Below are 24,380 nucleotides of genomic sequence, written 5' to 3'. Positions count from 1 at the left end.
CCTATTATACTATTTCCTATATGGCAATTGCTTCCAATAATCTACAAATTTTTCAGAAATAGTCCAAGCTCCTTTTATTCTATCATGCAATTCCTTAAGCTTAGCAAACTTATCTGCATCCCTAAAGAAAAACCACATTTGTGCTTCAAGATTATATGCACACCCTACATAGCCATATTCTTCATATATTATTTTCATTGCAGCATTAGTCCATATTGTACAATGTCCTTCGGGTGTAAGATAAAACCACTCCGGATCCCTCGGCACCTCTTCGCAAATCAGTGTATGCAGGCAAACTGTTCCATTATCTTTTGCCAAAGAAAAAAATTTATCAATTTCTTCAAATCCAATCAGATGTTCAATTACACTACAAGAAATAACTACATCAAATGAATTGGGAGTAATATCCGCTACTGTATAGTAACCTACAATACCGTCCAATGCCATATATTTCTCATATTTACCTATTAGTTGATGAGACGGTCTATGTCCGGTTCTTAATTCAAAAGCATCATCCACATATTGCGATAGCTTACCATCCCCACACCCATAATCAATCGTTCTCATATTTTCTGAAAAAATGCCACAATCAAATAAGCCGGCAAACACTTCTGCCTGAGATTTTAGTCTTGAAAGCCATTTGGGATCATCCGCATTCTCGTCTGTCCCCTGGTAGCCATTATGGCAAATATAGTTTACCTCTTCCCATTCTTTTGCAGTCATTTCATATAATGTTCTATTTATAACAAGACCACAATTTGAACACCTTTCAAATTCCTCATCAATACATTCGCATCCCCTCTTTTTAATAAAATAAGGAGTCATATAACCTTTTTTACAAACAAAACATTTCATTTTATCTCTCACTCCATAATTTATATTATTATTCACCTGCACCGAATACTATTCTTCATAATACTTTGTTAACTCATTGTGTAATGTTTTCCCCGAGTCATTCTTAGGTATTTCATCTATCACAACTACCTTGAAAGCAACAGGATTTAACTTTGTTTTGCCGATAACATAATCCCTGACAGCATCTGCTTTATCGCTGTCTGTCACGAAAATATACATATGATCATCAACACCTGCACAGGCTGCCTCAATATTAAATTCCGCCTTTATCAGCCGGTCTGTTTCATCTAAGTTTACCCTGTTTCCGTATATCTTTAAAAAACGCTTTTTACGTCCAACTATATAATAGAAACCATCATCATCAAACCTGGCCATATCTCCTGTAACAAGCCTTCCTTTCAGCTCATCACCTTTAGCCAAATCCTCACCGCACTCGGCATATCCGAGAGTAACGTTATCTCCCTCATACACAAGCTCACCTGCAATATCCGGTGTTTTTATTTCATTGCCCTTAACATCAATAAGGGAAAATTTTCCTCCGGGAATGGCAACTCCCATAGAGCCCCGTTTTTCAACAGCATATTCAGGCGGTAAATATCCCATTCTTGCGGTTGCTTCACATTGACCATACATAACAACAAATTTCTTATTATTCTCCGATGCAAATCTTGCAAATTTCTCATGAAGTTCGGGAGTCAGCTTGCCTCCTGCCTGTGTCATTGTGCGAAGATACTGTAAATCCATACACCAGAAACGAAGTTTGTCCAGCATTTCATATGTATAAGGGACTCCGCCGAAAGAAGTCGCCTGCTCCTCCTTAAAGAATAGCCAAAACTCTTTTTGCATCAGCGTTTTGTCCGTAAGAAGTAACGTAGCTCCCACAGCTAAATGTGTATTAATAATCGAAAGTCCGTAGGTATAATTCATTGGAAGTGTAGTTATAGGGCGTTCAGATGAATTAAGTTCCAGATATTTAACAATTGAATCTGTGTTAGCCTTAATATTTACATAAGATTGGCGCACAAATTTAGGGCTGCCCGTAGAGCCCGATGTGGTAAGCAACAATGCCAAATCAGGATAGAGCGGGTATCTCCCGGCATAACCTGTCTTTAATAAAACATATCCATAAGAACGAGTTATAACCGGATACTCCTCATATTTCTTTGCCTGTTCTTCCGGCAGCCAAATATATGCCGGCAAATAAAGCCCCAGCAGACTTTGAAGCAAATCTTCATCCAGATTTGCATTTAACAGCGCCGGTACAATTCCGTTATTAAGAAAACCCACATAGCCGATAACGGAACCTATCTCATTGCTGCACAGCGAAAATACAAGACTTCTTTCCTCAATCAGTTCAGCCACAGAATCAGATGCTTCCTTTAACATCCGATAGGTTACGGACTGACCTTTGTCATCTATAAGTGCAGTATTTTCAGCGTGTTTTTCAAATTCCCATATTCTTTTCATCGTGGATTTATGCATTGAAATCTACTCCATACTCTTCTTTTGAAAGAATTTCTTTTCCTTTCTCATAAGAACTGAGATCAATAACATCCATAGTATCAAACATTATGTCAAAGGCATTTTCCAAAGATGCAATAAGTGACATATGACCTACAGAATCCCAGGTTTGAATGCTTTGATAAGTAAGCCCTTCAAGCTTATCCTCTCCAATTTCAAGTGTCTCGGTAAAGACTTTATTATACTTTTCTAAATTATTCATTTTTTATCTCCTTTATGATATTTTATTAAACCATAGCACTTCCGTTTACTCCAAGTATCTCTCCTGTTATATATCCCGATAAATCTGATGCTAAAAATAAGATAGCATCTGCAACCTCTTCCGGAGTACCGAGTCTCCCCATCCTTATATTTGCAATTTGCTCTTTCATTTTTTCATCTCCTACGCTTTTAAGCATATCCGTATCAATCATACCGGGTGCAACAGCATTCACGCGAATACCCTGAGAGGCCAGTTCCTTTGCCGCAGTCTTTGTCATTGCCGCAACCGCACCCTTTGCTGCAGAATACACTAGCTTACCCGGAATCCCCTCTAAACCTACTATCGATGAAAGGTTAATGATACTTCCACTCTTTTGGAACATCATAATCTTACTTGCGAGCTGGAGAAGATTCATCACACCAAAAACATTGATATCGAACATTTCCTGCATCAAATCTTTGGAAATCATTCCGATAAGGGCATCTTTCATCACTCCCGCATTGTTCACAAGAACATCCAGTCTGCCTGTTTCCTTTCTAATCTGAAGAACCGCCTTCTTTGCCGCTGTCTCATCTCTGACATCAAAGTAGAGGGCTTTGACTGTTGTATTATATTTTTCACTTAATTCGATGCATAAGTCATCAAGATTTTTGGGAGTGCGTGCATTGGCATACACTACCGCACCCTCCCGTGCAAACCTTTTTACTGTAGCAGCACCTATCCCCCTGCTTGCACCGGTAACAAGGCACACCTTTCCATCAAGTAATCCCATTTTATTCCTCCGCTTCCTCAGTCTTTGAAAACTATTCTATCAGTATTTCTGGCTATAGGTCTGGCAGGGTTTCCTAACGCTATCATCTCATCGGGTATGTCTTTATATACAATTGATCCCATCCCTACTATACTGTAATTCCCGATATTTACACGTTCTTTAACAGCCACACTCAATCCGATATAAGTATATTTACCTATAGATACATTACCTGCGAGATTACCAATGCCTGAAATTATACAGCCATCCGCAAGCTCATCATCATGTCCGATATTGCACTGCGGCTGAACAAAGACATTGTCACCGATAGTTATATCGGAAGAAATAAAGCATCCGTACTGTATAACGGTTCCCTCACCAATTTTTACAGTATCAGGTACATGTACATCAGGATGAATAAGTGACGGAGTAGCAATTTCATCATTTTTAAGCAGATTGAACTTCTCTTCTCTGACAGCAGGCTCACCTATTCCGATTATCACTTCAAGCCCGTCAAACTTTTTTTTGGCATCTTCATACTCTATTACTTTGGCACCGTTAACTTCTGAGACTGCCGCTCCGTCAACTATAAAGACAAAGCCATCCCATCTTTTATCTCTGCCGTTAATAATCTTTGCCAGTTCCAGCACTTCTCTGCCAAGTCCTCCGGCTCCCCATATTCCCAGCACTTTATTAATCATGCTTTATTCTCCTTTTTAACATTCAATATCATACTCAGTATAATTTTAACATCTCATTATACCATTATTCAATAGTTAAGTATAGAATTCCGGATCATATATCTTTTTCGAAAGTCTAAACAATATTCTTAATAGTTCCATATTTCCTTTAAAAAAGCTGATTTTAGTAGGAGTTTTCTTGTTCGCCGGATATTCTCTCCTTACCGGAATCTCACAAACCTTTAATCCGATTTGAGATGCTCTTACCGATAAATATGCAAGCAGCTCATATCCCATAAATATATCTCTTAAGGGCTGCACTCTTGAGTCCGATAAATACCTCTTTGAATACCCTCTATATGCGTTTGTTGTATCTGTAAATCTGAACTTTGCAATCTTTGAAATAACCGGAGCATGTATTAATCTAACTGATATATACCTTATTAAAGGTGTGTTTATCGCTTTCCCTCCCTTTACAAACCTTGAGCCCTGTATAAAATCGTAGCCCTTCTCTAAATATTCTATAAATCTCGGTACATCCTCTATACTGTCTTTATTATTACCATCTATAGTTATAATACCTTCATAGCCTCGTTCAAGTGCCCACCATATCCCCATTCTAAGTTGTGCTCCCTGCTTACCTGTATCTCTCTTTATAAGCAAGGTATTTACACCAAGTTTTTCCATTAATTTAATTTCAGTGGAGCCATCGGCGGAGCCACCATCACAAATTACAATATCAATTTTTTCATGTATACCATGTTTTTTAGCTATTGTTAACTCTGTAACAATTCTCCTGCCTTCATTTATTATAGGTATTAACAAAGCATATTTATTTCTTTTCGTTTGTATTTCATAGCTTTCAAACTTTGGTACTCCTGACTGCTTTTCAAATATCATACACAATTTCCTTTACATAAGACATAACATCATATAAATGCGATAAATCATCAACTTTTTGCATTTCAACAGAAATATATCCATCATACCCCTCTTTGGATAAAATCTTTATAACTTCTCTATGTAATTTTCTTTTTTCTATGCTTTTCAAATTAGGCTCACTTATATGTACATGATTTACTAAGCCGGTCTTTCCCTGCAAAATGTCAGCTTTTTCTTCATTATAAATCATGGTACCTAAATCTAAATTAAGTTTTAATCCGGTACTTTTAATATTCTCTACAAGTTGAATTGCAGACAATGTATCATTCATATAATTAGTTCCATATATAACCGGGTTTGCCTCAAAGCCTATTACTGTATTATTAAACGCCGCGTAATCGCCAAGTTCCCGAAAAAATCTTAAACCAATTTCAAAATCTTCCTCCAAATATGTATTTCTGTTCTTCGGACAGCCAAACACAAGATTGCCGCATGCCAGTTCTTTTGCAAATCTTATAGCTTCTTTTGTATAATCTGACAAAACAAGTCTCTCTTCAGGTGAACCAAACAGTCTTTCACTCCTCCCATACCATAATGACTGCATAGAAGGAATACAGAAATTTTTTCTTTCCTTCAATTCAGTTTTAAACTCAGATGCCTCTTTTAACTTGTTATACGGTGTTTCGCCAAAAACTCTTGTAGGAGCAATTTCTAGCCCCGAATACCCTAATTCTCTCATAAATTCGTAAACTTCATTATCATTCTCTTTAGCCCAGGCAATATTGGATATTGACAGCTTCATAGTTTATCACTCCGTTTTCTCAATACTTAACTTAATATTTTTCTTTTCAAGCATAGTATTTAATACGATATACAGACAAGTTTGCATAAATCCCATATACCAGATAACAAAATTGATATGCGTATGAATATATGAATGAGGTTTGGCAAGCAACAACCATGAAATTGCACCTAAAAACATTCCTACAAGCAAATATATTTCAAATATATTATCTTTTTTTAGAACTTTACGCTGATATATAATACATATAATAGCAGAAAACAGGAATAAAGAAACAAGTTTTCCTTCAAGTCCCTCAAACATATACATTTTTAATACACTAAATACAGATGCATTAATTGATTCCAACAATATTGCATCAGATCCATTAACTACAGAAGACATCAGGCTCATTCTCCTGCCCCACAAATTGGTTTTCATGAAAGATAGTCCATTGGCTATGTCTCCATTACCACAAGCGTAAGCATGTATTAAATATGCAGCAACAAAGCCGAATACAGACATAAGGCCAACTATAATTATATCCTTAGTATACTCTTTTCTGTTTACTTTATCTCTACTCCACTCAGCAATCAAAAATACAATACCGCCCATCATAACAACAGAAATAAATTCATAACCACATAAGCATTTTATTAATATTGAGATAAAAAATAATGGATAGATAAAGACTTTTTTCTTATTATAGTTTATCAGGCATAATCCAAGCAGTAACGGAATAAACCAGGTATATTCCAACCAGTATAAATTTCTTGAAAAATCTACATTCCAGTGTGTACTTAATGATACCAAAAAAAATGAAAGTGAAAAATTTAATCCATATCTTTTATATATCTCTCCGGAGATTGCAAGTATTATAAATGCAAACAAAAAACAATTAATCAATTTAAATAGCTGAACTACAACATTTCCGTTTTTTAATATTTTGGTAGCCATAATCAAAATATGACCTTGTAATCCTACCTGTGATTTGTATACCTCAAATTCATAACCGGTATTATTTACATCATTTAATACTTCTGTCTCATCATATGAAGATACATTAATATTTTGTATACCAAGCAGACCAAAACCCTGATTATTATCGGTTTTTCCTTGTAATGCAGCCATCACACTACCTATAGGTAATATCTCTGAATCCCTATCTCTTGAACTGCCTGCGCCTCTAAAAAGATATATGGCTATCATTAAAGAGACTGTTAAAATCAAACCAATATTACAAATTGTCTTTTTATTTATCATATTTTCCTACCGGCTCTTTCAACAAATTCTTTTATCTGCCTCATAACGTTTTCTTTATTCTCTATATAGTTCCCCTGATTTCCAAATAATTTCGCATATTTTGTCCTATAGTCATAAAATAGCGGCTTTTTATCAAGTTCATTATCAAACTCCGTACCTGATAAAAAATTATACAATTCACCGGTACCAATCGGCTCAGTCGCAAGGTGACAAAGAGTTATTCCCTCTTTCAAAAGCAGCACAATGTCATTATACAGTCTGTCAAGATTATAAAATTGAAATATACTTCTGCTGTCAGTAAAGTTAATTGCAGAAAATTCAAGTCCTTTTAATAAACTCTTCACCCTGTCTTTTTCAGCAGGATTCAGGTTTTTAATTTTATAAAATCCATTATTCTCTTTTATATAATAATTCTTAACTTCATTACATTTTACAGATAGTTCTTCCATCTTCGTTTCAGTTAACATACTCGGAATTACATTTATGTAATCATAAATAAAATTTTTCTTTATATTCTTCCCAAAAAGTCCGGGAAGCCTTACTATTAGTGCCGCCTTATAATTGTCTCTCACCCATTTTTCAAGTTCATAACGGTTTTTCCCATATGCCTGTAAATTATCTCCTGTAATCTCAGTTTCTTCATCAACATCCACAGGGTTTGAAAACACATCTATGGTTGAAATCAACACAAGCTGTTTAGGCTTAATTCTCTCGATATTTTCCTCTGCTTTTATTATATATTCCAAATCTTTTTCAGGTTCTCTGTTCGCCAGAAACTTTTCTGCTCTTACTCCGGAATAAATAAGCAACTCCGGGGCAGTTCCATAAGCATCTTGTATATTTTTAGAGTTATAAAGTCCTTCAAATTTACTCTTTTCACAAATATTACTGCCAACAAAGCCTGTATAGCCCACTAACGCTCGCATTTCATTCACCCCTTCATCAGTTTAACTTCTCTATACTTTCAAATGTATATCTCTTCTTCTTAAATATCAAATCAACTATAATCTGCAAGTATTTTATTACGATTGTAAGAATTCCAAACAAGCCAAAAAATGCCACCGCTAAAAACAATATGGTTGTTGTCCACCCCTCTATAGGGTTAGAAGTAAAATAAATAAAAGCCGAATAAAATAACATTAAAACCGAAATTAACATCATAAGGATTGTCATTGTAAACGAAAATTTATAACCTAATTCAGTAAATAAAATCAAAGAATCAATGGCAAGAGAAGTCCTATAACCCCTAATCTTATTATCAAACACTTCTTTTTCTGCATTTACAGTATCATATCTTATGATATCAGTCTTAAGTCCGCAGTTCATATATAAGATTTTTCTATACAATATTGTTTTATTCATTGAACCTATTCTATTGACAGCCCTCCTACTAAGTAGTCTGAATCTTTCCGTATACATTCTGTCAGAAGAATTGGTTAATTTCTCCACAAGTTTATAGAATATAGCTGATGTAAATTTTTCTTTTTTATTTGGTACCGTACTTACAATATCATATCCCTTATCAATGGAATGTCTATATGTTTTCATTATAAGATCATCGTCAAAATCAAAATTTAAGCTGTCAAATTCAAATACAAAATCTCCTATTGCCATATCCACTCCGGCACTCATTGCAGTCTCAACCCCATGGAAATAACTGAGATTTAACAATGATACACTGACTAACCCTCCCAATTTATTTTGGCTGATATCCTTGATTTTTACTACACTTTCATCTCCGGAATGATCATTTACACAAATAATTTCAGCGTGCTCAAAATTTCTTTGAAATATATCTAAAATCTTGTTTAAAAAATTCGGAATTCTTTTTTCTTCATTATGTATATACACAACTGCCGATACAAAGTTCTTTTCTTTATTATCCATTAGCAAGTACCTCATCTAAATCATATAAAGTATTTATTTTACCTGATAATACACTTACAAAGGTGGGTTTTTGTGAATAACTCTTCACTACTGTAGGACGTGAATCATCTATCTCCGAAGCCAACAAAATAGGTTTCATTGAAAATAAAGATTCTTTATATTTAAATTCATAACAATCTTTCATATATTTATGTGCCAGATTTGACATATATCTATATGCGGATTTAGGTTTAGCCACACAAAGATTGCAGTTATATAAATGTTCTCTGTTACATAATCCTTTACTTTCCGACTGGCACTTAAATTCAGGTAATTCATCATAACCGGTCTTATGTGGTGTGAACGTAACCGATGTGAGCGAATGTAAACCCGTCTTGCCAAATGGCATAATTGAAAAAAATGGCCCATCCATCACTGTAATGCCAACATCTTTCAATTTATCATTCACTTCACAAAGTATAATTTCACATAATTCATATTTTATCTTAAACTTCTCATAACCAAGTTTTTCCAATATCTGATTAGTTGAAGCATAAGTAGCGTTTAGCAAAAAATCAGTTTTATATAAACTACCATCTGACAATATAACTTCATAATCATCCTTTAGTCTATTAATCTTCATTATATTAACTGAATATTTAATACTGAAAGAATTCTTGTATTTCTGTAATTCAGATAAAAAATAATCACAGAGAATTTTAGCATCATAAGTATATTCTCTCGTTACAAAAGCTCCACTGCACTGTCCCTCTTTAAAGTATTCCTCTGAAGGTACTCTTTTACAAGGTATTCCTGCTGAATCACAAAACTTCTTAAATTGAATCCCATCTGTCCAGGAATAATCATCAGAGGTCGCATATATCTGTTCAAACTCTTTATTAATACAAAAATCAAATTCCCTGTTAAATCTCTCAAAATATCCTGCTGATTTAATAGCTGTAGAAATAGATCTCGGATAGTGATAACCCCCATGTACTCTTGCCTGGTTAATATACGTAGCTCTGGAAAACGGTTGTTTATCACATTCCAATACCAGTACATTCTCACCTCTTTTTAAACAAAAAAGTGCAGAATATAACCCATATAATCCGGCACCTATGATAATCCTGTCATATCGCATAACTTCTCCCAATCATATTTATTCCAAAACTTAATTTTCACTTATTCTCTCAACATCATCGCTTTCTATGTCACCCATAAGAATTTCAGCTTCTTTCCTCAATTATCCTTCCATCTCCCACACGATATACTATATCACAATCCTTTATAGTCTGTAGTCTGTGAGCTATAATAATCATTGTCTTTTTACCATGTAAGCTGTTTATAGATGACATAATAGCAGCTTCGGTTTCATTATCGAGAGCCGATGTAGCCTCATCAAACACCAGAATCTTCGGATTTAAATACAGAGCTCTGGCTATACCGAGCCTTTGTCTCTGACCTCCCGATAAACGCATGCCCCGCTCTCCTATCTGTGTATGTATTCCGTCTTTTAATTCTTTCACAAAATCTTCAAGCTGTGCTTCTTTTATTGCCTTCCACACCATTTCTTCATCTTGCAATTTTTCAGGCACTCCGAAAGCGATATTACTCTTTATATCATCATCCAACATAAATATATTCTGCGGTATATAACCTATATTAGCAAGCCATTCCGAATAGTTTTCCATTACATTTATTCCGTCAGTCAGAATCTCTCCCTTTTGCGCCAGCAATACCCCGAGAAGTATATCTACAGCTGTAGTCTTACCCGCTCCCGAAGCACCGACTATACCTACGGATTTTCCTATCGGTATGACCATATTGGCATTGTCTAATATAAGTTTATCCGAACCCTGATAACTGTAGGTGATATTACGAAGTTCTATTTTATCGTTAAAGCTCAGTATATTTCTGTTTTCGGTTAAATTCTGTTTTTTATACTTACTGTATTTTATTTCATCTTCTTCAAACAAGGCCAAGTCCTGCAACAGTTTATCCAATGACGGTTCCTGAAACGCAATCTGATTTAAGGCAGCTACTATACGGTTTGCACTTGGCATAAGCTTCATAGCAGCCATAGCGAAGGCTCCCAAAGTAGTAACCAAAGTTTCTATTTCTTTTCCTATATATATCATATAAGCTATAAAAGCAAGCATAGAGCAAACCGATACCATTTCTATCATCAGTCTCGGAATATTGGAAAAAACTGTATTCCATTTTGCCGCACTTATATATTTTCTGCCACTTCTGTTAAAATTCTCCTCAAAAAACTCTTCTTTAGCCCCTACTTTAATCTCTTTGATTCCTGTTATACTCTGTATCAGCCATTTATAAGTAAGAGAACCATGTATGTGCCATTCCTCTCCTTTTTTCTTTAATATGGGTTTTACCAGCTTAGATATGGTCAATGCAACTATAGACATCATAATAATTACAAATGTTGTCATTACCGGATCAATAATAAAAATTGCAATTGTAATCGCAACGGAGACAACTACTTCCGTAAACATACTCAAAAGTGTAGTTAGTAATCCGTATGTAGTAGGTACATCTGCCTGAATAACCCTCAAAATCTCTCCCGATTCCGCATTGAGGAAAAATTCATACGGACGGTTCATAAATCCGTTTAACATTTTCTGCTGAGTAGCAAGCTGATTATTATACACAAATCTTACCTGAACATAGTATTGCATAATTAAAAATAAATCCTTGAAAATGAATACAAGGATGACCACAATTATGCATACAATGACAAAAGTCCTGTGTGAATTTAAGTCCAAAATATTGCACACATAGGCTATTGTTTTATTGGTATGTATTATATCCGGCTGCATTATGGCAGTAATTAACGGCAACATAAGTGACACCCCTATTACCTCTAAGAATGCACCTATAAGAGTCACTACGCCTAAGATAGCAATGCGTCCTTTTTGCTTACTGTTTAGCAGCTTGCCAATTTTTTTTATTATAGAAAACATATTTGCTCCGTTTCAAATCTATTTACATACAGTCTGAATCAATTTTCCGCACAAAAACAGCATCAAATTATCTTAAGCCTTAATAAGATTACATATCTTTTCAACAATAGCCAAATCCAAATCAGCATAAATCGGCAAAGTTATTATATTATCGGAGATGTACTTTGCAACAGGAGTTTTATATCCTCCGCCGTATTCTAAGTCCCTGTAGCATCCAAAATCACTGGTTAACGGAAAAAAATATTTTCTTGCACAAATGCCGTTCTCCAGCAATTTGTTATATATCTCATCGCGTGTATATTGGTATTCCTCAAATAAAACCGGATAATAAGCATAATTAGGTTCTACATCATTCTTTACCGGATTTAGTCTGATTCCGTCAATTCCACCAAGCTGATCATCATAGCTTGCCGCTGCTTTTTTTCTTTTTAATACTTCTTCGTCTAAGTGTCTGAGATTACAAATACCCATTGCAGCCTGAAACTCACTCATCTTGGCATTGCCACCTATGTAGTCACAGGATTCAGCTCCTCTGATTCCAAAGTTCTTTAAATCATTAAGAATCTGAATGAGTGAATTATCCTCAAAGCATACCGCCCCGCCTTCAATAGTATTAAATACCTTTGTGGCATGAAAACTGTACATTGAAGCATCTCCGAAGCAGGCACTGCTCTTTCCTCTATATTTAACTCCGAAAGCATGTGCCGCATCATATATAACTTTAAGATTGTGCTTCCCTGCAATTCTCTCTATGGTTTCAACATCACAAATATTGCCATATACATGAACCGGAAGTATCGCACTTGTATTGTCCGTAATCAAAGGCTCTATCTTATCAGCATCAATGGTATAATCATCCTTATTTATATCACAAAAAACAGGAATTAGTCCGTTCCTGACAATGGCATGTGTTGTTGATACGAAAGTAAACGGAGTTGTAATAACCTCTGAGCCTTTAGGTAAGCCCATAGCTGCTATTATATTCTCAAGGGCAAGATGACCGTTTGTATACAGTACAACATTTGGTATCTCTAAATATTCCTCCAATTTAGCCTGAAGCTCCTTATGTTTATCTCCCATATTGGTCAGCCAGTGAGAATCCCATAATTCTTTTATCTCATCAATATATTCCTCAATAGGGGGTAAAGACGAGCGGGTGACATTAATCATATCAATTCCTCTTATATTTATATTATTTTATAATAAGCACTTTTCTAAAGCAGCACAAAAGTAGCTTTATATCAGCCTGCGTTTCATATTTAATACTGCCTTTAACAAGGCGGGACATAGTCGGTATCCGAGCAGTTTTATTTTTTGATTCTTAGACAGATAATTCTCATAACTTTTTCCGTTAAATAATTGTTTCATATCATTCAGTACTCTTTTAGTTCCCAGCAACTCCGCATAATGCAGAAACTCCTCAACAACTCTCCTATAAATGATATCTTCATATCTTTTTTCCAACTTATCATTTAATACAAGGTCAAACTCACATTTAGTTAATTCAAATTTATAGTTGCATTCATTTTCATATATACTTCCGTCAAGTGCCGTACCCAGACTGGAAATGCTGTCACATCTGTATACAGACATAATTTCATTGTAATAAAATATACCCTTTCCAAGCAAAGCTATCCTCAATATTGCGTAATCCCAGATTCTAAATCTGCTTAATTCACCTTCCATCAAAGCATATAGGATCTCCTTCCTGATGAAATATGAGGTTGTATGAAAAGGATGTCCACAGTCTACATAGATAAGTTTTGCATAATCGTCTCTCAGCATAATACCGGTCTCTAAATCAGAGCAGACCTTGTCAGGTAATGTCCCACGCAGTTCTTTTTCATCTTCACTAACAAGCTGTGTTATATGTGTACACATTGATAAATCGGGATTATTTTCCAAAGCATCAAACTGTTTTTGAAGTTTATACATATCAGTCCAATAATCATCACCTTCACAGTAAGCAATATATTTTCCCCTTGCATTTTTCTTCAGATATGCATGTATATTTATTCCTTGATTCCACAAATTTTCTTTTTCATAAATCGTGATAAATAACCCCGGATATTTTTCTACATATTCATTAATAATTCTTTGTGTATTATCTGTAGATGCATCATCTCTTATTAAAACTTCATACCTAAAATCTGTAATCTGGTTGACTATACCTTCCAGACATTTTCTTATGTATTTTTCATGATTATAAGTGGCACAACATACTGTAACTTTTATTTCATCCATTTTATTCTCCTATTATACCCTTATAACTGTTCAGTTATTTTTCATTTGAAATATCTTCCTCGTTATATTCAAACCAAAAATTTTTATCATTAAAATTTTAACCCAGCCTTTTGCGCTCTCTGTAACAGTGTTCCGATTCTTACTTAAATCATTTATATATTTTCTTGATACCTCAAATTCTTTTTCACAAATAAAATCACTTCTGTCATACATCTTTTTAGCAGTCTCTTTACTATGTATTTCCATATTATATCCACTATTCTCTCCGGAACCATCACATCCAAGATTCCTAACATAAGCAATTGTTGGCTGTACAACATATTTATCTTTCAATGCCAACCATAATCCTGCCGTATAATCAATGTGCCGAATTGTTCCATCAGGGGCATAATATACACTATTCTTATGTATCAAAAAATCTGCATAATTTCCCACATAAGAACTACGACCCTTACAAATTTTAAACAGCTCTTTTATAGATAATATTCTATTATAAATTTCATTTATTTCTTTCGTAGCTACTTTGCACATCTTTACTGATTGAGCAACTCCATAGGTTAATTCAACACTTTTATACCAGCATTGTTTATCAAAATTATTTAACCGTGAATATCCACATACTCCGTAAAATTTACTATCATCCTTAAACTTTTCTATTGTTGTATTGATAAAATTTAAGAAGCCCTCGGAAAACTCATTATCATCTTCAAGAAAAATATACCACTCAAAGTCATCAGGCAATCCTTCAATCAAAAACTTATAATTATTAACCACTCCCAGATTTTTTTCCTGATAATAAATATGAGCCTTTTTAAATCCACTTAGCGGATTATCTTTTAAATAGTTTAATATTTTAGCATATCCGTCTTCGTGTTCCTTCTTCAGAGGATAATCCACAGATATAAATATTTCTGTTTTATCAGCATTCTCACAGTTTTGCAGAGATTCAACGCATAATTTAAAATGCTCAAACCTATTTAAAGTTCCGATAATTATCGGACAAAAGTTTTCGACCTTCATGCCGGGCACCAACTTTCTATCTATCTTCTAATTTATAAGCTTATATCAAATTCTTTCAGTTTCATTTACAAAGCATAGACTCATAGCAGTTTATTATGTCTTCCACAATTACTTCCCTGTCATATCGTGCTTCTGCTCTTAAGGCTGCATTATTTCCCAATTCTACTGACAGCTCTTTATTTTCAAAAATCTTACATACGTAGTAAGCAAGCATATAAGGGGCATCTGCCTGATATAAATATCCTGTCACCCCATGCTCAATAAGGCTTGAACAGCCTCCCACAAAAGAAGCAACTGTAGGTACTCCGAGAAGCATAGCTTCCGCTATCGAATTAGATGAGTTCTCAATACTTGATGCCGATACAAAAACATTACTTTGTAAATACCTCTGTTTCATTTCTTCTTCACTAAGATTGCCGGTAAATTTTACATTTTCGGTAAGATTCCATTTTTTTATAAGTTCTCTGATATATTTACTATAATAGCCTTCCCTCAGTTTTTCCTTCAAAGAATTAACGGATAGTATATCATCACCTGCAATATATAGTTTTACCCTTTTATATTTTTCCCTTATATGTTTTAATGCCTCAAGCATTATATGGAGTCCTTTAAGCGGATAATTTCCCTGACTTATAAATATACTATGGTTCTCACAGTTTTCATGCTTCCACCTGCCCAAATAAAAAGAGCTTCTCATCATCTCCTGGGCATAATGCAGGTTAACATCGGGATTTATTTCTCTTATAACAGCCTCATCCCAGTCTGTTCTGTGAAATACATGAGCTGCTTTCTTTATAGCTTCTGTTTCATATTCTCCGCGTAATTCAAACTTACGTTTCTGTTTTTCAATATTATCTCTTCTTATAAAGTCCCTAAAGCTGTACTTTCTGACAATATTTACCGGTAAAAAGGCTTCATAGTGCTTAGAGATTGCTGATATTATTCCCTGAACATGGATTACGGTCTTAGCAGGATTGTTAAATACCTTTACCAGGGACAATGAGTGCGGGAACTCGGTTCCGAATATATGTACTATATCCGGCTTAAACTCAGCTATTATCCGGGAAAAAACCTTTTCCACCGAAGCATCGTATTTCCAAGGTTCTGATATCTCTTTTTGAAATCCATAGAACTCACTACTTTTTCCAAAATTGATATGGATCAATTCACTTCCTTGTAAATAGGGTGCTACTATGCAAATCTCTATATCATCTCTTTTATCAAATATATCCGATAGTTGATTCAACCACCCCCCACCGGCACCTGTATTTATCCCCAACTTAGCGGCTGCCTGCGGAATAATAATATTACAAAGCCACAAGACTCGAATCTTACCTTTCATTATTTCCCTTTCATAAGAATCTTAGTCAATTCTGTTTATAAGTTCAATTATCTTTTCAGTCTGTATCTTATTATTCTTCTCGGATAATACAAACTCTCTTGCCAGTCTGCCCTTATTTAGCACTTCCTCATCACTGAGCCCCGCTACTTTCTTAAAAGCATTGCTGATTCCATCTACACTCTCATCCTCAATAAGATATACATGTTTCTTGTATTCTTCCGGCATCCCCGGAAGAGCTGTAGTAAGCACCGCTGTCCCCGAAACCATATATTCCATATTTTTAGACGGAAACGAATATTTTGTGTATTCCTCAGTCGTAGGCCTTGGATTCACCAGCAAGTATGCCTCTTTTTCTTTCTCTACTATTGTAGAATTAGGTTGTGACGGAAAATGCCTTACATTTTTATGAATTTCACTTATCCTGTCTATCTCTTCTGAATAATCTCCGTTTCCATAGATATGAAGCTCATAATCATTTAAATTCGCCTTTATAAAACCCTCTGTAAGAATTTTAAGTCCATATAGTTTTTGTACAATTCCCGCATACATAATTATCTTTTTATTAAACTGTTTCTGCCCGGGAATTTCTCTCTTTTCCCTACTATCAACCTGTCCTTCCAACACAACATAAGGTTTATCCGTATAGCCCAGTCTGACTGCCATTTTTTCAGTCAAGACCACATAAGCGGAAAACTTATCAAACAGTCTTTTATATCTTTTGGCAGCTCTTTTATCTGTTCCCACAAGAAATTCCGGTAAGTCGGTAATTATGACAACCGATTTAATCTTCTTCAGTCTGCAGGCTAAGACCGCAGCCTTTGATGCCAGATAACTGAGCCCATCACATATCACAAATGAATTTTTCTTATCCTCCTGATTTAATATATTAAAGTATACATTTACGGCATTTAATATCTGTTTGATTATAGGGAGATTAATAGTTTTTATATGCTTGTATTTAACCCCGTTTAACTCTCCCCCAGGCAAGGAAATAATTTTTTTCCTTACATTTCTGTTTGCGGGAACAACTCCTAAAGATATAACTTTCAGGTCATTAAGTGCAAATCCTTCCGCCATTATACGGTGGTATTTTTGCACAGCCTCTGATGACTTATACCTCTTATCTTCAAACAAATCTTCATACACCTGCGGAAGACAGAGATTAGATACATATATTACTCTCATTCGCTGCTTTTTTCCTTTTTAAATACTATAAATTTTGAAATAATATAATTTAGTATTATAATTACTACTTGAGCAATAGATTTTATAGCCATATTATTAAACATAAGTCTTATGATAAAAATATAGAGCATTGCCTGTTCAACAACCAGAGTGACCACTCTTCCCAGGTAAAATTGTATTAATTCACTCGTAAAATTTCCATTACTTTTAAACACAAACTTTCTATTTACAGAAAAAGCAAAATATACAGCAATTATCCATGTAATAATATTTGCAACCAGTACATTTATCTTAAATACCTCGCTAAGTAATGCATATGCAATCATACTTACAACAAAAGTTAAAAATCCACAAACCAAGTAGACGATAAGCTCTCTGTTCTTCTTGCTCCGGTCTTTTATATTCTTTAACATCCTAATTTCCTACCTTTTAATTTTATCATAACAGCTTACCTTATTCAACCTTGTGGCTTTTATCGGCTACATCCCCTGCTTTAAATATATTCCTATGCTCCGCCGCCATCTGCTCTATAGTATAATTACTTATCTTCTCAAGACTTTTCCTGCCAAATTCTGTTGCACTGCCGCCATCTAAAATCTTCTCTATAGCTTCCTTTGTTGCTTTTATGTCTTCAACCGGCACTATATAACCGTTTTCACCGTTTTTAACAAGGGTCAATCCTGCCAGACAGCGGTTAGTAGTCACAACCGGAAGTCCCTGAGCCATAGCCTCATTAATCACCAAGCCCCATATATCTTCCCTTGTCGGCAAGACCATAAGGTCTGCTGCCTGATAATATTTTTTCATTTCTTCTTTATTCTTAAATCCGACCGGATAAATATGTTCTTTTAATTTTTCGGAAACCATATCTTTGTAAGCCGATATATCACTTCCTCCAACCAGTACAACCGCAGTATCTTCCATATTCGTGCAGGCTTTTAAGAGTATATCTATTCCTTTTCTGCGCATGAAGCTGCCCACAAAAACTATCATATTTTTCTCAGTTATGCCTAACTTATTTCTTAAGCTTACTTTTTCATCTCTTTTCTTAACTGCCTCTTCAATATCTTCTTCTCTCAGAGAAGAAAATGAATAATGATAAGTTCTCTCTTTTTTTGCTCCGTAATGCATCAGATACTTATCCGCTCCCACTCCCGTACTCAGATAATAAGTTGCCGAGCCTATGAAAAATGTCTTAATTTTCTTTTTTAATAAGCTGTCATTGCTTACAAAGCCCCCATCACAGTTTAAATAGAAAGGTATTTTCTTGGCTTTAAGATAGAGAATTGCCGCCATCCCCGTAGGTGTAGCATATCCGCCTACCACTATAACATCATTCTTAAACTCTTTAAGAAGTTTAAAAACTTCCGGGCAATAGGCAGACTCAGTCCTTGTTATAAGCGGTTTCATAAATACAGCCTTAAATTTATAGTTTTCTCCGCTCTGCCAGGATTCCTCTCTGTTTTTCGCGTTTCTCAGTTCAAATGCCACAGTAACATCCATATATTTAGTAAGTTCATTAAAAAATTCCACCCTGTAAGGAGATGGAATATTGGTAAGGTATAGTATTCTCTGTTTCACCATATCTCCTCATATAATTCTATATATTTTTCAAAGGCTATATTTTTATCATAAAAGCTCTGAACTGATGCCCTTTTACCTTCATATTTTTCAATCAGCTCCGCTATATCCTGCAAATTTCCCTGTTCCGCAATCTGTTCCTCCGGTACGCTTTCCACGCTCCCACCGGTTCTATACGTAAGCACGGGGGTTCCGCAAGCCTGTGCTTCAAGATTTACAGTCGGATAATTGTCTTCATAAGTCAGATTTACAAATATATCAGAGGCGGTATAAATCTCTGCCAATTCCTTAACCGAGTCTGTTCTCGTAATTCCCAACATCCCTTCAGTCAGTATATTCTTGTCTTCTTCACTTACTCCGACCAGAACTATTTCATATCTTCTGTCGAGAAGCTTCCTCAGTTCTATAAAGTCTAACAGTCCTTTCCTTACTCCCCAGGCACTTGCAACCCCTAAAACTATAATTTTATTTTCTAAATTATACCTTGCTCTAAAATCACCATAGGTTGGCTTAAACAGTGTTAAATCTATACCGTTATTTATTACCCTGGTTTCATAATTCTGTAAGAATGATTCTTTAACAAGATTTGCAAGCCACTGAGAAGGAGTTACAACAACCAGATTATTAACTCCCTGAAAAGCCTGTTTTTTGCGAATATAATTATTTCTGCTGTTGTCGAACAAAAAACTTGCAGGATATTCTTTTTTCTGAGGACATTCACCGCATTCTGTCTGCCATTTATAACATTTGTATAAGTCAAAGTGGGCACAATGTCCCGTAAATGCCCAGCAGTCATGTAAAGTCCATACAACCGGTTTATTATATTCCTTTAAATATTCAAATAATATTTCTACATTTATATAATATCCATGAAGATTGTGAAGATGAATAATATCGGGCGCAAATTCTTTAATAAAGTCAATAAACTTAATTGTAGCCTCTCTGCTTCCAAAACCTGCATTGTCAAAAACTCTGGTCATAGCACCATGAAGTCTTACATCCCAATCGCTTCCTATTCTTACAGCATATTTACTGTATCGGTCAGGCACTATGTCTCTTCCGTATCCAATTTTCACCGTATGTCCTTCTTCTGTCAACATATCCGCGAGGTCAGTAGCTATTCTTCCCGTACTTTTTATGCCGCAGACCGAGTTAATCATAAGGACTTTCATTGCTACCTCCTCTCTATGCCATATGGCATCTCATACTTGAAATAATAGTTTTTAACATCGCTTACTGCAAAGGTCTAAGGATGTATTAATGTTATTTCACTTTATATCAAAACAATTTAATTCATATACTACTTCTTTTGCCTGCTTTTTATTAAACTGATTTGAAGTATTAAGCATTAATACAACATCAGGCTTAACTTCTTTAATATAAGCTTTTACCGAACCGTTAAAATCAGGATTATATATGAGATGCATTTCATCAAGTCCCTGTGCAAGATATGTAGATGTATAATTCCCAAAAGAATCCTGAAAAATCAACACCTTTTTTCCTTTATTAAGATTTGGAATCTTATTTCTGATTATTCCTAAAGGATCTATGCCCCAGGTTGTGCAGGAATAGGCATCCGGATTGTTTGCATAATAATAGTTTTGGCTGCTGCCTAGTTCAACAACTCTTTTGTATACAAAATTATTAAAGAGGCTGTTCTCATAATTTCCTTTTCTTACAAGACCTTTAACCGGTAGTTCAATCTCGAAAAAAGTATCAGACTTGGGTATTATCTTTGTATATTCTTCCGGGCTAACCATTACACCGTTTTTTAAAATACCTCTTGCCTGGCTTCCAAACATTATTTTTTTCTTCTCAAGGTTATATTCCGATATCGAAAATAAATCTTTATTAAATTTATAGCCTTCTTTTTCTGCAAGCAGCTTAGCTATTTTTCCCGCAACCCAAAGCTGTGAATCGGTTTTCATATGATGATCATACTTGTAAAACAGGCTAAGCCAGTCTTTTTTATCTTTCTTTGCTTCCTCCCTGATATCTAACAGGTTTATTCCTTTTTTATTCAGAGCCTCTATCACTATTCTTTCATTAAAATATCCATTATCGGCTTTTTCATTATAAGAAGGCAGATTTCCTCTTTCTTCAACCGACTTAAATCCTCCGTTAATATAATAAAAATTAATCCCTTCTTCTGCTAAAAAATCCCTGACTTTTTGTATTTTCTCCGCTATCTTATCGGCCTCATCTTCATCAAGTTTTTCAACAGCATAGTTTAAATATCCATTATCATATTTTAGTATTCCTTTGTCGTCAAAAGCCGGAATTATATTATAATTCCATCCAATACTATGATTATACTTTCTGTAAAGTGTAAATACTGTATCATACTCAGGAATCAGAGTTGAGGTATAGGGTTCAACTCTATTTTTTATATTTTTAGCTATATTTATAATTTTACCGCTTAATTCCGGTATATATCCGTCTTTTTTATCTTCTTTAGCAGGATATTTTACCTGTAAATCAATCTTTATGCTTTCATCTATTGTACCGGCCACAGCGGAGGACATTCCCTGCTGCATCATTTGTATATAAAACAAGTTCGTCATTACTCTTAAAAATATTATAATCAATGCTGTCAGACAGAACAACGGCATATATTTATTTATTCTTTTTGACACTATTCTCTCTCCTGTTAAAAATTAAAATATATGAACGGGCTGTATGATGAACTTGTTGCCTTTATTAAGGATAACGCAAATATCAAAAGTATCCAGACGCCTTCTATAGCCGCGAATTTATCGAGTATCTTTTTTACAAGCGGAGTGCAGCCTATTACAGAAGCCAATAATATTACAGCATATCCTGTTTCATCTTTTATTGCCGATAAGCTATAAGAATTCCCAGCATTAATTCCAAACATATTCTCTATGTATAAAAATGCCTCGCCTAGATTATCCGCTCTAAATACAACCCAACATAACATTACGGCAACTAAAGTATATACCCTTGAGAATTTACCCATTTTGTCAATTATTCCTGTAAATTTTTCAACTACTATAAGAAGATAGTAAAGAATTCCCCAGACTAAAAAAGTCCAATTCGCCCCATGCCATATTCCTGTCAGAATCCACACTACAGCAAGGTTAAATGCCACTTTAAGCGGTTTTCCATACCCCCCCCCTAAAAAAATATAGACATAATCCCTAAACCATCTGCTAAGCGAAATATGCCATCTTCTCCAAAATTCAACTATGCTTTTAGATATATACGGGTAGTTGAAATTCTCAGCAAATTCAAATCCGAACATTTTACCCAAGCCTATTGCCATGTCCGAATATCCCGAAAAATCGAAGTATATTTGCAAAGAATATGCTAAAATTCCAAACCAGGCCATAACCACGGTTTGATCTCCGATTCTGGTAAAAGAAGAGTCTGCTATTGCAGACAGATAATCTGCAAGTAAAAGTTTTTTTGACAAACCGTATATAAATCTTTTCATACCGGCCGATACATTTTCTACACTCTCAACTCTGGTGTTTATCTGTTCTTCAATTTCATTATACCTGACAATAGGTCCGGCTATAAGCTGCGGAAAAAGCGAGACATACAACCCAAGATTAAATATATTTTTCTGTGGCTTGGCTTCACCTTTATAAACATCAAGGAAATATGACATCAATTGAAATGTAAAAAAGGAAATTCCAATCGGTAAAGCAATTTTAATGTAAGAAAAATCCTGATTTAAAATGAGTCCCAACTGTGAGGTCAAAAATGTAAGATATTTAAAAATGAATAATACTCCCACGTGATATATGATTCCAACGGTCAGTACAACTTTTTTATATCTTCCTCTCAGAAAGAAGGCCAATATCCAGGTAACCGAAATTGATATTAACATCAAAAACACATACACCGGCTCACCCCAGGCATAAAAAAACAGACTGGCAAGAAGCAAGAATAAATTTTTAAATTTTCTTCCTTTAACAAAAGGATTGTAATAAATCATTATTACAAGCGGTAAAAATAAAAACAAAAATACCGTAGATGAAAATACCATTCTGCCTACTTCCTCCACACCATCTTATTCACAACCCCTGTATACCCTTGAATTATCCTGACCACCTTATCACTCACATTTTCATCCATATATGCGGGTGTAGGAAGTCCGTAGTCACCGTTTTCTTTGAGGCATACTGCCGTATCTGCTGCCTGCAAAAGGCTCTTTTCGTCTATCCCCGCAAGTATAAAGTCTCCCTTGTCAAGCGCTTCAGGTCTCTCTGTGGAAGTCCTTATGCAAACAGCAGGAAAAGGGCTTCCTTCACTTATGTAAAATGAGCTTTCTTCAGGCAGGGTTCCGCTGTCTGAAACCACCAGAAAAGCCGACATTTGAAGCTTATTGTAATCATGGAATCCCAGCGGCTCTTGCTGTATAACCCTGCTGTCAAGCTTAAATCCCGATTCTTCGAGTCTTTTCCTGCTTCTTGGGTGGCAGGAATAAAGTACCGGCATATTGTATTTTTCAGCAAGCTTATTGACCGCCGTAAAAAGAGAGGTAAAGTTCTCCTCCGTATCTATATTTTCTTCTCTATGAGCAGAAAGAAGTATGTATTTACCCGCTTCAAGCTTAAGTCTTGTAAGTATGTCACTGGCCTTAATTTCATCTAAATTTGCTCTCAAAACCTCTGCCATAGGTGAACCTGTAACATAGGTTCTTTCTTTAGGAAGTCCGCATTCTGCAAGATATCTTCTGGCATGCTCAGAGTAAGCCAGGTTTACATCTGAAATAATATCAACTATCCTGCGGTTTGTTTCCTCAGGCAGACATTCATCTTTACATCTGTTGCCTGCTTCCATATGAAATATAGGGATATGAAGTCTTTTTGCAGATATGGCTGAAAGACAGCTGTTGGTATCTCCAAGGATAAGGAGCGCATCCGGTTTAAGGCCTGTTATAAGCTTGTATGAAGCCGCAATTATATTGCCGACAGTTTCTCCGAGGTCAGCTCCCACCGCATCCATATATACTTCCGCATCATCAAGTTTTAAATCCCTGAAAAATATTCCGTTTAAGTTGTAATCGTAGTTCTGTCCTGTATGTGCTAAGATACAGTCAAAATATAATCTGCATTTTTTAATAACTTCTGAAAGTCTTATAATCTCAGGTCTTGTACCTACTATTATAAGCAGTTTTAATTTGCCATTGTTCGCAAAACTTATATCCGTGTAATCTGTTTTCATCGCTATACCTCATTGTCTATCAATCATTCA

23 protein-coding genes are annotated in these 24,380 nt (G+C 35.1%); all 23 read right to left on the bottom strand.

The features are described 5' to 3' along the window. Nucleotides 1-9: 9 nt before the first annotated feature. Nucleotides 10-855 carry a methyltransferase domain-containing protein gene (locus GCWU000282_RS04585; RefSeq protein WP_035039554.1) on the bottom strand — a complete coding sequence of 282 codons (846 nt, stop codon included), beginning with the start codon at nt 853-855 and terminating at the stop codon, nt 10-12. A 48-nt stretch (nt 856-903) separates the two neighbouring features. Then, nucleotides 904-2,337 carry an AMP-binding protein gene (locus tag GCWU000282_RS04580; RefSeq protein ID WP_023353850.1) on the bottom strand — a complete coding sequence of 478 codons (1,434 nt, stop codon included), beginning with the start codon at nt 2,335-2,337 and terminating at the stop codon, nt 904-906. Next, nucleotides 2,330-2,578: a hypothetical protein gene (locus GCWU000282_RS04575; RefSeq protein ID WP_023353849.1), complete on the bottom strand. Its 249-nt coding sequence runs from the start codon at nt 2,576-2,578 to the stop codon at nt 2,330-2,332. Before GCWU000282_RS04575 ends, GCWU000282_RS04580 begins: the two co-directional genes overlap by 8 nt. Before the next feature lie 25 nt (nt 2,579-2,603). Beyond that, entirely contained in the window at nt 2,604-3,350 is a 747-nt protein-coding gene (locus GCWU000282_RS04570; RefSeq protein WP_023353848.1) for an SDR family NAD(P)-dependent oxidoreductase, read from the bottom strand. A gap of 17 nt (nt 3,351-3,367) precedes the next feature. After that, nucleotides 3,368-4,030, bottom strand: coding sequence for a NeuD/PglB/VioB family sugar acetyltransferase (locus GCWU000282_RS04565; protein WP_023353847.1), 663 nt, complete (start codon nt 4,028-4,030; stop codon nt 3,368-3,370). 75 nt (nt 4,031-4,105) lie between these two features. Then, nucleotides 4,106-4,909, bottom strand: coding sequence for a glycosyltransferase family 2 protein (locus GCWU000282_RS04560; RefSeq protein WP_023353846.1), 804 nt, complete (start codon nt 4,907-4,909; stop codon nt 4,106-4,108). Then, complete coding sequence (locus GCWU000282_RS04555) at nt 4,899-5,693, bottom strand: sugar phosphate isomerase/epimerase family protein (protein WP_023353845.1); 795 nt, start codon at nt 5,691-5,693, stop codon at nt 4,899-4,901. Before GCWU000282_RS04555 ends, GCWU000282_RS04560 begins: the two co-directional genes overlap by 11 nt. 6 nt (nt 5,694-5,699) lie before the next feature. Continuing rightward, nucleotides 5,700-6,935: a hypothetical protein gene (locus GCWU000282_RS04550; RefSeq protein WP_023353844.1), complete on the bottom strand. Its 1,236-nt coding sequence runs from the start codon at nt 6,933-6,935 to the stop codon at nt 5,700-5,702. Next, complete coding sequence (locus tag GCWU000282_RS04545; protein ID WP_023353843.1) at nt 6,932-7,861, bottom strand: dTDP-4-dehydrorhamnose reductase family protein; 930 nt, start codon at nt 7,859-7,861, stop codon at nt 6,932-6,934. The genes GCWU000282_RS04550 and GCWU000282_RS04545 overlap by 4 nt, the downstream gene beginning before the upstream one ends. Before the next feature lie 16 nt (nt 7,862-7,877). Further along, complete coding sequence (locus GCWU000282_RS04540; protein ID WP_023353842.1) at nt 7,878-8,822, bottom strand: glycosyltransferase; 945 nt, start codon at nt 8,820-8,822, stop codon at nt 7,878-7,880. After that, nucleotides 8,815-9,942: an FAD-dependent oxidoreductase gene (locus GCWU000282_RS04535; RefSeq protein ID WP_023353841.1), complete on the bottom strand. Its 1,128-nt coding sequence runs from the start codon at nt 9,940-9,942 to the stop codon at nt 8,815-8,817. The genes GCWU000282_RS04540 and GCWU000282_RS04535 overlap by 8 nt, the downstream gene beginning before the upstream one ends. An 85-nt stretch (nt 9,943-10,027) precedes the next feature. After that, a complete protein-coding gene (locus GCWU000282_RS04530) occupies nt 10,028-11,782 on the bottom strand; it encodes an ABC transporter ATP-binding protein (protein ID WP_023353840.1) in 1,755 nt (584 codons plus the stop codon). Between the two features lie 72 nt (nt 11,783-11,854). Then, nucleotides 11,855-12,952, bottom strand: a complete 1,098-nt coding sequence (locus tag GCWU000282_RS04525; protein WP_023353839.1) for a DegT/DnrJ/EryC1/StrS family aminotransferase — start codon at nt 12,950-12,952, stop codon at nt 11,855-11,857. Nucleotides 12,953-13,018: 66 nt separating this feature from the next. Beyond that, on the bottom strand, nt 13,019-14,026 hold the full coding sequence (locus tag GCWU000282_RS15775) for a glycosyltransferase (RefSeq protein WP_023353838.1): 1,008 nt from the start codon (nt 14,024-14,026) through the stop codon (nt 13,019-13,021). Between the two features lie 30 nt (nt 14,027-14,056). After that, nucleotides 14,057-15,046, bottom strand: a complete 990-nt coding sequence (locus GCWU000282_RS04515; RefSeq protein WP_023353837.1) for a glycosyltransferase family 2 protein — start codon at nt 15,044-15,046, stop codon at nt 14,057-14,059. A 61-nt stretch (nt 15,047-15,107) separates the two neighbouring features. Then, nucleotides 15,108-16,388 (bottom strand): glycosyltransferase family 4 protein, encoded by a 1,281-nt coding sequence (locus GCWU000282_RS04510; RefSeq protein WP_023353836.1) that lies wholly within the window; start codon nt 16,386-16,388, stop codon nt 15,108-15,110. Nucleotides 16,389-16,409: 21 nt separating this feature from the next. Next, nucleotides 16,410-17,573, bottom strand: coding sequence for a glycosyltransferase (locus GCWU000282_RS04505; protein ID WP_023353835.1), 1,164 nt, complete (start codon nt 17,571-17,573; stop codon nt 16,410-16,412). Continuing rightward, nucleotides 17,570-17,986, bottom strand: a complete 417-nt coding sequence (locus GCWU000282_RS04500) for a GtrA family protein (RefSeq protein WP_023353834.1) — start codon at nt 17,984-17,986, stop codon at nt 17,570-17,572. Before GCWU000282_RS04500 ends, GCWU000282_RS04505 begins: the two co-directional genes overlap by 4 nt. Nucleotides 17,987-18,026: 40 nt before the next feature. Beyond that, nucleotides 18,027-19,157 (bottom strand): glycosyltransferase family 4 protein, encoded by a 1,131-nt coding sequence (locus tag GCWU000282_RS04495; protein ID WP_023353833.1) that lies wholly within the window; start codon nt 19,155-19,157, stop codon nt 18,027-18,029. Then, nucleotides 19,151-20,326 (bottom strand): glycosyltransferase, encoded by a 1,176-nt coding sequence (locus GCWU000282_RS04490; protein ID WP_023353832.1) that lies wholly within the window; start codon nt 20,324-20,326, stop codon nt 19,151-19,153. The genes GCWU000282_RS04495 and GCWU000282_RS04490 overlap by 7 nt, the downstream gene beginning before the upstream one ends. 96 nt (nt 20,327-20,422) lie before the next feature. Beyond that, entirely contained in the window at nt 20,423-21,790 is a 1,368-nt protein-coding gene (locus tag GCWU000282_RS04485; RefSeq protein ID WP_035039551.1) for an alginate O-acetyltransferase AlgX-related protein, read from the bottom strand. A 14-nt stretch (nt 21,791-21,804) separates the two neighbouring features. Beyond that, on the bottom strand, nt 21,805-23,169 hold the full coding sequence (locus tag GCWU000282_RS04480) for an MBOAT family O-acyltransferase (protein WP_035039549.1): 1,365 nt from the start codon (nt 23,167-23,169) through the stop codon (nt 21,805-21,807). A 5-nt stretch (nt 23,170-23,174) separates the two neighbouring features. Next, on the bottom strand, nt 23,175-24,350 hold the full coding sequence (locus tag GCWU000282_RS04475) for a UDP-N-acetyl glucosamine 2-epimerase (RefSeq protein WP_023353829.1): 1,176 nt from the start codon (nt 24,348-24,350) through the stop codon (nt 23,175-23,177). Nucleotides 24,351-24,380 lie beyond the last annotated feature (30 nt).

The organism is Catonella morbi ATCC 51271, from assembly GCF_000160035.2.
Taxonomy (GTDB): Bacteria; Bacillota; Clostridia; order Lachnospirales; family Lachnospiraceae; genus Catonella; species Catonella morbi.
Note: the sequence above shows the minus strand (reverse complement) of the source record. Positions and strands in the feature narration are given on the sequence as shown.

Excerpts from the sequence above, each read along its gene's own strand:
- GCWU000282_RS04515 (WP_023353837.1), bottom strand. The coding sequence starts at position 15,046 with ATGAAGGTCGAAAACTTTTGTCCGATAATTATCGGAACTTTAAATAGG.
- GCWU000282_RS04585 (WP_035039554.1), bottom strand. The coding sequence starts at position 855 with ATGAAATGTTTTGTTTGTAAAAAAGGTTATATGACTCCTTATTTTATT.
- GCWU000282_RS04480 (WP_035039549.1), bottom strand. The coding sequence starts at position 23,169 with ATGGTATTTTCATCTACGGTATTTTTGTTTTTATTTTTACCGCTTGTA.
- GCWU000282_RS04545 (WP_023353843.1), bottom strand. The coding sequence starts at position 7,861 with ATGCGAGCGTTAGTGGGCTATACAGGCTTTGTTGGCAGTAATATTTGT.
- GCWU000282_RS04580 (WP_023353850.1), bottom strand. The coding sequence starts at position 2,337 with ATGCATAAATCCACGATGAAAAGAATATGGGAATTTGAAAAACACGCT.
- GCWU000282_RS04570 (WP_023353848.1), bottom strand. The coding sequence starts at position 3,350 with ATGGGATTACTTGATGGAAAGGTGTGCCTTGTTACCGGTGCAAGCAGG.
- GCWU000282_RS04500 (WP_023353834.1), bottom strand. The coding sequence starts at position 17,986 with ATGTTAAAGAATATAAAAGACCGGAGCAAGAAGAACAGAGAGCTTATC.
- GCWU000282_RS04505 (WP_023353835.1), bottom strand. The coding sequence starts at position 17,573 with ATGAGAGTAATATATGTATCTAATCTCTGTCTTCCGCAGGTGTATGAA.
- GCWU000282_RS15775 (WP_023353838.1), bottom strand. The coding sequence starts at position 14,026 with ATGGATGAAATAAAAGTTACAGTATGTTGTGCCACTTATAATCATGAA.
- GCWU000282_RS04475 (WP_023353829.1), bottom strand. The coding sequence starts at position 24,350 with ATGAAAACAGATTACACGGATATAAGTTTTGCGAACAATGGCAAATTA.
- GCWU000282_RS04555 (WP_023353845.1), bottom strand. The coding sequence starts at position 5,693 with ATGAAGCTGTCAATATCCAATATTGCCTGGGCTAAAGAGAATGATAAT.
- GCWU000282_RS04540 (WP_023353842.1), bottom strand. The coding sequence starts at position 8,822 with ATGGATAATAAAGAAAAGAACTTTGTATCGGCAGTTGTGTATATACAT.
- GCWU000282_RS04535 (WP_023353841.1), bottom strand. The coding sequence starts at position 9,942 with ATGCGATATGACAGGATTATCATAGGTGCCGGATTATATGGGTTATAT.
- GCWU000282_RS04575 (WP_023353849.1), bottom strand. The coding sequence starts at position 2,578 with ATGAATAATTTAGAAAAGTATAATAAAGTCTTTACCGAGACACTTGAA.
- GCWU000282_RS04550 (WP_023353844.1), bottom strand. The coding sequence starts at position 6,935 with ATGATAAATAAAAAGACAATTTGTAATATTGGTTTGATTTTAACAGTC.
- GCWU000282_RS04490 (WP_023353832.1), bottom strand. The coding sequence starts at position 20,326 with ATGAAAGTCCTTATGATTAACTCGGTCTGCGGCATAAAAAGTACGGGA.
- GCWU000282_RS04495 (WP_023353833.1), bottom strand. The coding sequence starts at position 19,157 with ATGGTGAAACAGAGAATACTATACCTTACCAATATTCCATCTCCTTAC.
- GCWU000282_RS04530 (WP_023353840.1), bottom strand. The coding sequence starts at position 11,782 with ATGTTTTCTATAATAAAAAAAATTGGCAAGCTGCTAAACAGTAAGCAA.
- GCWU000282_RS04510 (WP_023353836.1), bottom strand. The coding sequence starts at position 16,388 with ATGAAAGGTAAGATTCGAGTCTTGTGGCTTTGTAATATTATTATTCCG.
- GCWU000282_RS04565 (WP_023353847.1), bottom strand. The coding sequence starts at position 4,030 with ATGATTAATAAAGTGCTGGGAATATGGGGAGCCGGAGGACTTGGCAGA.
- GCWU000282_RS04560 (WP_023353846.1), bottom strand. The coding sequence starts at position 4,909 with ATGATATTTGAAAAGCAGTCAGGAGTACCAAAGTTTGAAAGCTATGAA.
- GCWU000282_RS04525 (WP_023353839.1), bottom strand. The coding sequence starts at position 12,952 with ATGATTAATGTCACCCGCTCGTCTTTACCCCCTATTGAGGAATATATT.